The following is a 12,087-nucleotide window of genomic DNA, read 5'->3' as shown; positions in this document are numbered from 1 at the left end:
CATGGACGATCACGTGCCCGCCCCATCCCATCCCGGCATTCTCTCCTATTTCACCCGGCACGGCACCGCGGCCAACCTGCTGCTCGTGGTGCTAGTCGTCGCCGGCCTTTTTGCCTTCCCGCGGATGCGGGCGCAGTACTTCCCCGACGTGGTCCTGGACAGCATCACCGTGTCCGTCACCTGGGACGGCGCCGGCGCCGAAGACGTGGACGCAGCCGTCGTCGAGCTTCTCGAACCGGCGTTGCTGGCCGTGGACGGGGTGGAAAGCTCGGAGTCCATCGCGCGAGAGGGTCGCGCGAGCATCGAACTGGAGTTCGAGCCCGGCTATGACATGGGGCGCGCCGCTGACGACGTGCAGCAGGCGGTCGATGCAATCACCAACCTCCCCGAAGACGTGGACGAACCCACGGTCCGCCGGGATGCCTGGCGCGACAGGGTGTCGGACGTGGTCATCTCAGGCCCCGTAAGCGTCGATCTGCTCGCGCGGTTTACCGATGAATTCGTCGCAAGGCTCTATGCCGAAGGCGTGACGCGAACCACCATCCGCGGTGTGGCCGCGCCGCAGGTCGTGGTGGAAGTCCCCACGCTTTCACTGGTGCGGCACAACGTGACCATGTCCGAAATCGCTGATGCCATTGCAGGCGAGGTGGACGCCGCGCCCGCCGGGGATGTGACCGGGGCCAATGCCCGCGTGCGTACCGGTAGCGAGAAACGGTCGGCGGAAGAGATTGCGGAGATCACCCTGCGCTCCAACCGCGACGGCACCCGGCTCACGATCGGAGACGTGGCACAGATCCGGGTTGAAGGGGTCAACCGCAACCGCAGCTATTTCGTCGGCAACGATCCGGCCGTTTCCTTGCGGGTGGACCGCTCGGCGCAGGGTGATGCGATCGAAATTCAAGAGATCGTGGAGCGCGTCGCGGCCGAGACGCTCGAAGGGTTGCCCGAGGGTGTCACCATCGACCTGATCCGCACGCGTTCGGAGCAGATCTCCAGCCGACTGAACGTCTTGTTCGAAAACGCGATCCTCGGCCTCGGCCTGGTCGTCGTTCTGCTGTTTCTGTTCCTCAATGCCCGCACCGCGCTTTGGGTGGCCGCGGGCATTCCGGTCGCCATGCTGATGGCGTTGTTTTTCATGTGGGTGGGTGGGCTGACGCTCAACATGATGTCGCTCTTTGCCTTGCTGCTGACGCTGGGCATCATCGTGGACGATGCCATCGTTGTGGGCGAGCACGCCGATTTTCGCGTGCGGCGGATGGGGGAGCACCCGGTTGCCGCCGCCGAGAACGCCGCCCGCCGGATGACCTCCCCGGTGTTTGCTGCGAGCCTTACCACAGTGATTGCCTTCGCCGGGCTCATGGCCATCGGCGGCCGGTTTGGCAACATGATCGCCGACATTCCCCTCACGGTGATCGTCGTTCTGATGGCCTCCCTGGTGGAGTGCTTCCTGATCCTGCCCAACCACCTCGCGCATTCGCTGCACGCGTCCTCGAAAAAAGAAGCGTGGTTCGATTGGCCGTCGCGGACGATGAACCGCGGTTTCGTCTGGTTTCGGCACACCGTTTTCCGCCGCCTGATGGCGCTGGTGATCTGGGCGCGCTACCCGGTTCTCGCCGGCCTTCTTTTGCTGCTGTCCGCTCAGGTCGTCCTGCTGGTGCGCGGCGATATGCAGTGGCGTTTCTTTTCTGCGCCGGAGGAGGGCTCCGTCTCCGGCAATTTCGCGATGGCGCCGGGGGCGACACGGGAGGATTCGCTGGAGCAAATGCGGGCGTTCCAGGTGGCGGTAGAGGCGCTTGGGGCGGAATACGAGGCAACATACGGCACCAACCCTGTAACCTACGCACTGGCCGAGATTGGCGGAAACACCGGGCGCGGCCTGGCCGGGACGGAGGGCAAGGACGAAGACCAGCTCGGCTCCATCGCCGTGGAACTGATCGATCCGGACCTGCGTCCCTATTCCAGCGCGGTGTTCGTCAGCGATCTGCAGGACCGCGTGGAGCGCCATCCGCTGGTCGAGACCATCAGCTTCCGCGGGTGGTATTCTGGGCCGGGTGGCGACGCGCTGGACGTGCAGTTCTACGGCGCAAGTCCCGCCATCCTCAAATCCGCCGCGGAGAAGCTGAAGCAGGAAGTCACGCAATTCAGCGAGGTTTCTGCGGTCGAGGACGATCTGGCCTATGACAAGGAGGAGCTGATCCTCGACCTGACCCCGCAAGGCGAGGCGCTCGGCTTCACCGTCGACGACCTGGGCCGGGTGATGCGGAACCGGCTGAACGGGATCGAGGCGGCCACCTATCCGCTGGGTCCACGCAGCGCCGAGATCAGGGTCGAACTGCCGGAGAGCGAGTTGACGGCAGATTTCCTGAGCCGTACCGAACTTCGCACGCCTGATGGCCAATATGTGCCCCTGGCCGACATCGTGGAGGTCAGCCGCCGGGACGGCTTCTCGACGATCCGGCGGGAGAACGGCATCCGTGTGGTCAGCGTCATGGGCGATATCGCGGATGACGACCCGGCACGCGCGCAAGAGATCGTGGAGGCGCTGCGCACCGATATCCTCCCGCGGATCGAGCGGGATTTCGGCGTCTCTCACCGTCTCTCCGGGCTGGCGGAGCAGGAGCGGGACTTCCTCAACGACGCGATGGTGGGCTTCGGCCTGTGCCTGATGGGTATCTACCTGACCCTCGCGTGGGTCTTCTCGAGCTGGACCCGGCCGCTTCTGATCATGGCGGTCATTCCGTTCGGACTGATCGGCACGATCTACGGTCATTCCGCCTGGCAATTGCCGCTGTCGATGTTCACCGTGGTCGGGTTGATCGGCATGTCGGGGATCATCATTAACGATTCCATCGTTCTGGTGACGACAGTCGACGACTACGAACGGGAGCGCGGGCTGATTCCGGCGATCATCGATGCTGCGGCCGACCGGCTCCGCCCGGTCCTGTTGACGACGATGACGACGGTGATCGGGCTGGCCCCCTTGCTTTATGAACCTTCGCGGCAGGCGCAATTTCTCAAGCCCACGGTCATCACGCTCGTCTACGGCCTGGGTTTTGGTGTCCTGCTGGTGCTACTCATCGTGCCGTCGCTGCTGGCCGTGCAGCGGGATGTGGCACGTCAGGTCGCGGCGACGCGGCGCGCCGTGCGCCAGCCCGGGCGGGCGCGGGCCGTGTCCTGGCCGACGCTCGCCGCGACCGTTGCTGTCGCGGTGCTGTTCGTCGCGACGATGGGGCACGCGCTGGTTGCGGGGGCGATCTGGCCTCCGCTGGGCGCTGCCCTGGGAATGGGGGCGGCGGGCATTGGCGGAGCGCTTGCGCTGTTCGTTCTCGGTGCGGTGGCAATCACGTTCGCCGCCTTCGTTATCGGCGCGCTTGTTCTGGCTCTGACAGGACGGAGGAAGTTTGCGGCGGAGACGCGAACCGGCGCGGCACAGCCTTGACCGGGCAGGGTGGCCTCAGTTGACGGAACAGCCCTGAATGTCCACGGCCTGACTGGCCCCGACCACGGTAAAACGCAGGCCACCTCGGTCCACCGCGAGCGGCTTGCCCGAGGGCGGCACCAGATCGGCCATGACCCGCAATGTGCGGCCCGAGCGCTGTGTGACCGGTTCGGACACCCAGATGCGGGGATCGTTCGTCTCAACCAGCGCGATCTCCTCGCCGCCCAGCCCCGGCATGGTGATCGTCGCCTGAAGTTGGACGCCGTCGGAAATCGGCTCGACGGCACAATCCACATCCGAGACGCCGGCCCTGCCCGAGGGCAGGGGGCGACTGGCGAGGGCCTGATGAATCCGCGGGTCGGATTGCCCTGACCCCGTCATATCGGCCCGGAACGTGAGGTTGGCGGGCATGCAAACCGTCTCGCAAACGCCAAGATCCATTGCGCCCCGCAAGTGGATCGGTGCGCCAGGAGTCTGCGGGACGAGTTCGATCGGCAGCACCAACTCGTGCTTGTACCCCACCGTCCGCAAGCCATTGACGCTGAAGATGTCCGGGCTCGGCCAGTGATAGATGACCCCGCGCAGGTTCTGGGAGCCTTTCCAGGAAAAGTTCGGGGGCACGCCGGTATCTCCGGGGGCGCGCCAGTACGTTTTCCAACCTGGAGCGAGCTGCAGCCGAAGCGCAGCCATGCGGTTTCCCGATTCGGTCGTCCAACCTTCGAGCACCTCGCCGGTGACCACACTGGAGGGCGGCCCGCTGCCGGCGCGCACGGCGTCCGGCACAAGCATGGCGACAAGGGCAACGAACAGGGCGGCAGGCGCCGAGAGAGAACGGGTCCGGGTCATCGCGGCAACTTTAGCCAGCGATGCGAAGGAGGGAAATCACATAGTGGCGACGGAATGCCTGCGCTACCTCACGTCCCCTTGTGCCTCATCGCGCGGCATCGCATTGTTCCCACAATGACTGAGAGCCAAATGGATCTTTCCGGCAAGCTTCTGATTGCCATGCCCGGCATGGGCGACCCCCGCTTCGATCGGTCGGTCGTCTTCATGTGTGCACATTCCGGAGACGGCGCTATGGGCCTGATCATCAACCAGCCGGCAGCGGACCTCGAGTTCGGGGACCTTCTGGAGCAGCTCGACATCGAGCCTCCCAGCCGCGACATGGCCACCCAGATCCATGTCGGCGGACCGGTGGAGCATGGACGGGGCTTCGTCCTCCATTCGTCGGAATACGATATCGAGGAGTCGACGCTGAGGGTCGACGAGAAATTCTCCATGACCGCGACGCTGGAGATCCTGGAGGACATGGCCCACCATCGCGGACCGAAGCAGGCACTGCTTGCGCTCGGCTATTCGGGGTGGGCGCCGGGGCAGTTGGAAAGCGAGATTTCCCACAACGGATGGCTCACCTGCGATGCGACGACGGACATCGTCTTTGCGCGGGACAACGCGCAGAAGTGGGAGATGGCCTTGGCGACGTTGGGGATCGGGCCGTTGACCCTGAGTGCGAGCGCGGGGCGCGCCTGAGGCTTTCGCCGCGCGGAATTGGGGTCGTGGCGTCCCTGGACGACGTCGGAAATTGGGTATTTTCGCCAACAAGAAGATTGGGTGCGCCTACTTCGCAGAGGTGGGCGCCGGTGGCCTACGGGTTCAGGGTCGCGGCGCGGCGGCGCGGGCCAGGCGGTCGTTGATTGCACGGCCGAGCCCGCGCTCCGGGATCGGGGAGACGGCGATCGGGCCGCGGCCGTCCATCCGGCGCAGGTAGGCGAAGAGATTTGAGGCCGCCTCCACCAGATCGCCGGAAGGCGAGAGGTTCAGATCAGCGTCCTTTACTGTCGGGCCGAAGCCGAGCAGGCGTTCACCAGGACGTGGAGCCGTCACATTGAGCCGGATCGGCGCATCCGGGGCGTAGTGCGATGCGAGTTGGCCGGGCGCGTTGGGCGTCTTGCCGGCGGGGGCGTGGGCGAGAGGCCGTCCAAGTGCCGCCTCGATGGACTCGGTCGGCAGCCCGCCCGGACGAAGGAGGCGGGGATGATCGAAACACCCGACAATGGTGGATTCGACCCCGACCTCTGTGCGTCCGCCATCGAGCACGGCTGCAATGCCCCCGCCGAGGCCTTCGAGGACGTGATCGGCCGTCGTGGGGCTGACTTTGCCGGACAGGTTTGCGGAGGGCGCAGCAACCGGTCCGCCGAAGGTCCGCAACAGCGGCTCGACCACCGTGCCGGCGGGCACGCGGATGCCCACGGTGCGGAGCCCGGCTGTCACCAGTTCCGAAAGGCCGGACCCCGCGCGCATCGGCACCACCAGGGTCAGCGGCCCGGGCCAGAAGGCGTTCGCAAGCGCAAGGGCGTCGGCATCGAAATCGCCGAGCCGTCGGGCGGCGTCCAGATCGGCGACGTGCACGATGAGCGGGTTGAATTGCGGGCGACCCTTGGCTGCGAAGATCTCGGCCACGGCCGTCCCCTGGCGCGCATCCGCGCCGAGGCCATAGACCGTCTCCGTCGGGAAGGCGACGAGCGCTCCCTGCCGCAATAGCGCCGCCGCCCGGTCTATTCCGGCGGCATCGGGGGCGAGACGTTCGGTGGCGGTTTGCATGGTCCCTGTTGACGCAGCGTCGGTATTGGTGCCGGGTACTTTGTTTATGAGCCACGGGTGATACGCTCGACGTTCGCCCGTGCCAAGGCCGTCTGCAAGGGAAACCGTCATGTCCTACCGCGCTCCTCTGTCCGACTTCGGCTTCCTGTTGTCTCACGTCGTCGGGTTCGACCGCGTTCAGAGCACGGAGCTCTTTTCAGAGGCGACCGAGGACATGACCACCGCGATTCTGGTGGAGGCCGGGAGGCTCTGCGAGGATGTGCTCGCCCCCGTGGACCGCGCGGGCGACACGGTGCCGGCCCGGCTCGACGGGGGGCAGGTGCACTCCTCACCAGGATTTGCGGAGGCTTATCGCGCGATTGCCAAGGGCGGTTGGATTTGCGTGGCGGCGCCGCCCGCCCATGGCGGCATGGGGCTGCCTCTGACGCTGCAAACCGCGATCAACGAGATGATGTCGGCGGCTTGTCTGTCCTTGCAGCTCAATCCAATGCTCACACAGGGGCAGATCGAAGCGCTGGAGGCGCATGCGAGCGAGGAGATCAAGGCGCTCTACCTGCCGAAACTCATTTCGGGCGAATGGACCGGCACGATGAACCTGACCGAATCCGGCGCGGGATCGGATGTGGGGGCGCTGGTGACGCGGGCGGAGCCGAACGAGGACGGGACCTACGCGATCATCGGGCAGAAGATCTACATCACCTGGGGGGATGCGGAGTTCGTGGACAACGTCTGCCATCTTGTGCTCGCGCGTTTGCCGGATTCGCCGCCCGGCACCAAGGGGATCAGCCTGTTTCTGGTGCCGCGGCATCTGCCGGATGCGACCGGCGTGCCGTGTGCGGTCAACAGCCTTCGCGTGGTCAGCCTTGAGCACAAGCTGGGCCTGCACGGCTCGCCCACCTGCGTGATGGAGTACGACCGTGCGACCGGTTGGCTCATAGGCGACGAGAACGGCGGGATGGCGGCGATGTTCACGATGATGAACAACGCGCGTCTCGGGGTCGGCTGCCAGGGGATTGGCATTGCCGAGGCCGCGACGCAGAAGGCGGTCGCATTCGCGCTTGAGCGCAAGCAGGGCAGGGTGGGCGGCACGGGGACAATCATCGAACACCCCGACGTCCGCCGTATGGTGGCGACGATGAAGGCCGAGACCTTTGCCGCGCGGGCGATCGCGTTGGCGAACGCAGTGGCGATCGACATGGCCCGCGCAACGGGTGAAGCAGAGTGGGCGGCGCGGGCAGCGTTGTTGACGCCGATCTCGAAGGCGCACGGGACGGATATCGGGCACGAGGTTGCGCAGATCGGCATCCAGGTGCATGGCGGCATGGGATACATCGAGGAAACCGGCGCCGCGCAACTCGCCCGTGACGTGCGGGTGACGCAGATTTACGAAGGCACCAACGGAATTCAGGCGATGGACCTCACGGGGCGGAAAATGGCGGACGGGGGACGCGCGGCACTGGCGTTGCTCGACGAGGTGACTGCGCAAGCCGAGAGCGCGCGGGTAAGCTTGCCCGCGATGTCCGGTCGGGTGGCGGACGCCGCACGGGCGGTCCGCGATCTGACCGAATGGCTTGTGCAGCAGGAGCTGCGGGACCGTTTCGCGGGGTGCACCGCTTACTTGCGCGCGCTGGCACGCGTTCTGGGCGCGCACTTCCATCTGGCGGCTGCCATCGCCGAGGGCGGAACGGGGCCGCGCACCCGGCTTGCCGCCTTTTTCGTAGCGCGGCTGCTGCCGGAACATGGGGCGCTGATTGCGCAGGTGAAGGCCGGTGCGGATGGGTTGTTCGACGTGACGGTCGAGGATTTGGAGACGACTTAAAGATGAATGCGCGAGCCCCACTGCCGATCCGTTATCCGTATGACACGCCGCCGGCGGACGGAGAGGCCATCGAAATCGCCGAGGGTGTGTTGTGGCTGCGTTTGCCACTGCCCATGGCATTGAACCACGTCAACATTTTCGCGCTTGACGATGGCGACGGCTGGACGGTCGTGGATACCGGGTTATCCACCCGGCGGACCCGCGAGATCTGGACCGCGCTGTTGGACTCCGGCCCGCTGTCCGGCAAGCCCGTGACCCGCGTGCTCTTGACCCATCACCACCCTGACCACGTCGGCCTCGCTGGGTGGTTCCAGTCACAGCATGGCACGGAACTGGTGGCGAGCCGCACCGCCTGGCTCTACTCCCGAATGCTGACACTCGACGTGCAGGAACAGTGGCCGCCGGAGACGCTGGCCTATTACCGAGCGGCCGGGATCGCGCCGGAGGTCTACACGCAGCGTGTCGCGGAACGGCCGTTCAACTTCGCCGATGTGGTCTGGCCGATGCCGCTGGGCTTTACGCGCATCGCGGAGGGGCAGACGATCCGCATCAGCGGGAGGGAGTGGGACGTGCGCATGGGCAACGGCCACGCCGCCGAACATGCGACCTTTTGGAGCCGCGACGATGCGTTGGTGCTGGGCGGCGACCAGCTTCTGCCGTCCATCTCGCCCAACCTCGGCGTCTACCCGACCGAGCCGGAGGCGGACCCGGTGGGCGAGTGGCTGGAAAGCTGCGAGCTGCTCGCTCGGCACGCGCGAGACGACCACTTCGTCCTGCCTGGTCACAAGCTGCCCTTTACCGGGCTTCCGGTTCGCATGCGGCAGTTGATCGATAACCACTCAACCGCCCTCGACCGGCTAATGGAGCACCTCGTCGAGCCGCGCACGGCGCACGAGTGTTTCCCGGCGCTTTACCGGCGGGAGATCGGGGCGGGAGAATACGTGCTCGCCCTTGTTGAATCGGTCGGCCACCTCAATCATCTGTACCAGACGGGCCGCATCACCCGCTGGCGCCGCGACGACGGCGCATGGCTTTGGCACCGATTGGACTGATACGGGAGTACGGGATGGCGAGCGACGAGACCCAAGAGCCGGAACCGGCTGCGCCCCGCGCCCACGCCGTTCACGCCGACCCCAACGCAAAGACGGTCGAATGCCAGCCGCTGCCGGACATGGTGCGCACGCCGCCGAGCCGGAAGAGCCCTGCGAAGTGGGCCTACGAGCGGCTGATCCTCTATATCAAGAACTTCGAGGAATTGCTGGATGGCGAGCACGAGGTGGCCATGGGATTCACTGGCGCGAGCGCGGGTGTGCTGCGGATCGAGGGGATCGGCTATTTCGATCCGGATATCGTGACCTTCTACGGGACCGACGCGGACACAGCTTATCCAGCATGTGAGCCAGCTTAACGTCATCCTCCGCGCTCTGCCGAAGCGTCCGGAGGCGCCGGCGCCGCGCCGTATCGGCTTCCGGCTCGCCGAAGGTCTGGCGGGGGACGAGCCTGAAGACACGAAGGCGTGATCACCCGTTGAGCCGCCGCGCATCGCCGCCCTTAACAGGCTTCCGCAAGTGGGCTAAGCAGGACGGGAGACAGGACAGCGAACAGGAGCCACCATCATGGCGGATAACGCGCACTCGCACGGCAATATGGATGTCAGCACGCAAGAGAAGACTTTCGACGGGTTCATCTACCTTGTAACCCGCGCGGCAATTGGGTGCGTTGTGCTCCTGCTCATTGCGGCGCTATTTGGCGCCTGAAACCGAGACTACAAGATTTGGAAGGTCGGATGAGAGCCATCCTACTGGCAGTGTTCCTGCCCTTGCTGCTAGGCGCCTGCACACCACAGGGCCCCTGGGCATCGGATCAGGACGTACAGGCGGCGGTCTACCGGGACGACGGTCCTCCGACGATCACGCTGTTCACCATGATCAACAACCGCTCCAACGAGGGCGCGCATAGCGGGCTTATGATCAGCGGCTCGCAGCGGATCATCTTCGATCCGGCGGGAAGCTTCCACCATCCGCATGCGCCGCAGCGGGCGGACGTTCACTACGGGATCACCGACAACCTGGCGGACTTCTACATCGACTACCACGCGCGGGACACCTACCACGTCGTCCGGCATGACGTGGTTGTCACGCCCGAACAGGCGGAGATCGCCCTGCAACGGGCGCAGGAATACGGCGCTGTGTCGAAAGCCTTCTGCACCACGTCCATCCACCGGATCATGCGCGGTGTTCCGGGCTTCGAGGATCTGCCCGCGTCGCCCTGGCCCAAGAAGACCATGCGCGCCTTCGACACGATTCCGGGCGTGCAGATCCGCCGGTACTATGACGACGGTCCCGATGACCGGTCCGACATGATCACGGACAGCCCGCGGATGCGCCAGGATATCCAGGTCGTGGCCGGGCCGGAGCCGTATGGGCGGCAGGCGATCGAGGAAGGGCAGGCCTACGTGGCCGCGGCCGCAGCCTCACCCAAATAGCGCCAAACACACGTAAAGGCTCGCCATCCCGCCGAGGATGGCGAGCAGAACGCTGCGTGTGAAATACCCGGTCAGTCCCGTCACCGCGGCCGCGATCAGGCGGGCCGGGTCCGGATCCCCGCCAGTGGCGGCCGGCCAGGCGACAAGTGGCGCGATGATGCCGGGGATCACCGCGACCGGCGTGTAGCGCAGGTGGCGGAGCACCCATTCCGGCAGCTTTCGTTCCCCGATCAGGCCGAGAAAAGAAAAGCGGATCAGGTAGGTGCCGATCCCGATCGCAATGATCAGCCCCCAGGTGGCGCCATAGGAGTAGCTCATCGGATGCCTCCCGGATACAGGCGTCGCTCCATCTCTGCCCCTGCCGCCAAAGCCGCCAGCGCCGCGACCATGAGGCCGAGGTTGTAGGGCAGACCGGCCAGCAGCAGCGAGAGAACGACGGAGACCAGCGCCGCAGTCAAATGCGCGACCGTCCTGAGCGCGGGCCCGATCAACGCGATGAAGGTGATGGGCAGCGCGAAATCCAGCGCGAACTCCTCCGGGATTCCACGCCCGACCAATGCGCCGATCAGCGTGAACGCGATCCAGACCGGGACGAGCGGGGTCGAGGCGCCCGCGAAGAACGCCAGCCGGTCCGTCAGCGTCATTTGCCGGTCGGCCTCGAACCGGGCGATGGAGAGGGCGTAGTTCTGGTCGAAGAGCGCGTAGCTAAGCAGCGCCCGTTGCCAGAACGGCGCGGCGCCAAAGTGGGGCGCCAGGGAGGCTGAGTACATCGCCATCCGCAAGTTGACGGCCAGAGACGACACTAGGATGACGATGGCGGGGGCGTTGTCCGACATGAGCTGTAGGGCGGTGAATTGCGCCGCGCCTGCGATGACGATCACGGAAAAGCCCATGATTTGAGCGAGATCTAGCCCAGCTTCGGTCGCCACAACACCGAACAGCAACGCGAATGGGGCGAGGACGAGCAAGAAGGGCGCGCCGCCCTTGAGCCCGTCGAAATATGCCGATTTGGGGTTTGTGATGGTCACTTGCGGCCTCTAGATTGCGCCTCATCGCGCATAGGCGATGCGGAGGGTGGATGCAATTGCACACGGGGCGTGCCTCTTGCGCTACCTTGAGGGACGCGGGGCGCAGGCAGAGAGGCGGCAGCGCCGGATGAAGATCGAGCATGGCTTTCCAGAGGGCCAACGGGGCGAAGTGGCCGCCCTCTTCTGGCAGGCGTTTTCCGGCAAGCTTGGCTGGTTGATGGCGCCGGAGGCTCGGGCCCTGGATTTCATCGAACGGGCATTGCGGCCGGAACATGCGCTCACGGCGTTCTCCGATACCGGCACCCTGCTGGGCGTTGTCGGCATCAAGACGTGGCGTGGCGGCTTGTTGACGGGTGATTTTCCGGATCTCGCCCGTGTATACGGGCGTCTCGGCGCGGTGTGGCGGGGGCCTCTGTTGGACCTGATGGACCGGCCTCTCGGCCATGGCCAGATGGTGATGGACGGTCTCTTTGTCGACCGCGCTGCGCGGGGCATGGGCGTTGGCACCGCTCTCATTGGCGCCATCATGGACGAAGCGCAGGCGCAGGGCATGAAGGAAGTGCGGCTGGACGTGATCGATACCAACCTGAGGGCGCGCGCGCTCTACGAACGGCACGGATTCACGCCGACTGGCCGAAAGGATACAGGGATTTTCAAGGTTCTTTTCGGTTACCACCACGCCACGACGATGAGCCGCCTGGTCGACAGGCGGTAG

11 protein-coding genes and 1 pseudogene are annotated in these 12,087 nt (G+C 65.6%); 8 read left to right on the top strand and 4 right to left on the bottom strand.

Translation table 11 applies throughout. From position 1 onward, the window contains the following. Position 1: 1 nt before the first annotated feature. Positions 2–3,439 (top strand): efflux RND transporter permease subunit, encoded by a 3,438-nt coding sequence (locus BM075_RS16935; RefSeq protein WP_093361873.1) that lies wholly within the window; start codon positions 2–4, stop codon positions 3,437–3,439. Positions 3,440–3,454: 15 nt separating this feature from the next. Here BM075_RS16935 and BM075_RS16930 read toward each other — a convergent pair whose 3' ends face one another. Beyond that, entirely contained in the window at positions 3,455–4,285 is an 831-nt protein-coding gene (locus BM075_RS16930; protein WP_093361872.1) for a protein-disulfide reductase DsbD domain-containing protein, read from the bottom strand. A gap of 114 nt (positions 4,286–4,399) precedes the next feature. On the opposite strand from BM075_RS16930, the gene BM075_RS16925 reads away from it, so the two are divergent. Beyond that, on the top strand, positions 4,400–4,969 hold the full coding sequence (locus tag BM075_RS16925; RefSeq protein WP_093361922.1) for a YqgE/AlgH family protein: 570 nt from the start codon (positions 4,400–4,402) through the stop codon (positions 4,967–4,969). Between the two features lie 123 nt (positions 4,970–5,092). On the opposite strand, the gene BM075_RS16920 is transcribed toward BM075_RS16925, so the two are convergent. Then, positions 5,093–6,040 carry an L-threonylcarbamoyladenylate synthase gene (locus BM075_RS16920; RefSeq protein WP_093361921.1) on the bottom strand — a complete coding sequence of 316 codons (948 nt, stop codon included), beginning with the start codon at positions 6,038–6,040 and terminating at the stop codon, positions 5,093–5,095. A gap of 109 nt (positions 6,041–6,149) precedes the next feature. On the opposite strand from BM075_RS16920, the gene BM075_RS16915 reads away from it, so the two are divergent. From BM075_RS16915 to BM075_RS16895, 5 genes and pseudogenes are all read left to right on the top strand, one after another. Beyond that, positions 6,150–7,859 carry an acyl-CoA dehydrogenase gene (locus BM075_RS16915; RefSeq protein ID WP_093361871.1) on the top strand — a complete coding sequence of 570 codons (1,710 nt, stop codon included), beginning with the start codon at positions 6,150–6,152 and terminating at the stop codon, positions 7,857–7,859. A gap of 2 nt (positions 7,860–7,861) precedes the next feature. Then, positions 7,862–8,911, top strand: a complete 1,050-nt coding sequence (locus BM075_RS16910; RefSeq protein ID WP_093361870.1) for an MBL fold metallo-hydrolase — start codon at positions 7,862–7,864, stop codon at positions 8,909–8,911. A gap of 14 nt (positions 8,912–8,925) precedes the next feature. Then, positions 8,926–9,379: pseudogene (locus tag BM075_RS16905) on the top strand (hypothetical protein). A gap of 96 nt (positions 9,380–9,475) precedes the next feature. Further along, entirely contained in the window at positions 9,476–9,616 is a 141-nt protein-coding gene (locus tag BM075_RS16900) for an aa3-type cytochrome c oxidase subunit IV (protein WP_093361869.1), read from the top strand. A 29-nt stretch (positions 9,617–9,645) separates the two neighbouring features. After that, complete coding sequence (locus BM075_RS16895; protein WP_093361868.1) at positions 9,646–10,344, top strand: hypothetical protein; 699 nt, start codon at positions 9,646–9,648, stop codon at positions 10,342–10,344. Here BM075_RS16895 and BM075_RS16890 read toward each other — a convergent pair. Continuing rightward, positions 10,333–10,662, bottom strand: a complete 330-nt coding sequence (locus BM075_RS16890) for an AzlD domain-containing protein (RefSeq protein ID WP_093361867.1) — start codon at positions 10,660–10,662, stop codon at positions 10,333–10,335. The two genes, BM075_RS16895 and BM075_RS16890, sit on opposite strands and share 12 nt — an antisense overlap. Continuing rightward, a complete protein-coding gene (locus BM075_RS16885; protein ID WP_093361866.1) occupies positions 10,659–11,372 on the bottom strand; it encodes an AzlC family ABC transporter permease in 714 nt (237 codons plus the stop codon). Before BM075_RS16885 ends, BM075_RS16890 begins: the two co-directional genes overlap by 4 nt. A 127-nt stretch (positions 11,373–11,499) precedes the next feature. On the opposite strand from BM075_RS16885, the gene BM075_RS16880 reads away from it, so the two are divergent. After that, entirely contained in the window at positions 11,500–12,087 is a 588-nt protein-coding gene (locus BM075_RS16880; protein ID WP_093361865.1) for a GNAT family N-acetyltransferase, read from the top strand.

Source organism: Tropicimonas isoalkanivorans (assembly GCF_900112335.1).
Lineage (GTDB): Bacteria > Pseudomonadota > Alphaproteobacteria > Rhodobacterales > Rhodobacteraceae > Tropicimonas > Tropicimonas isoalkanivorans.
Note: the sequence above shows the minus strand (reverse complement) of the source record. Positions and strands in the feature narration are given on the sequence as shown.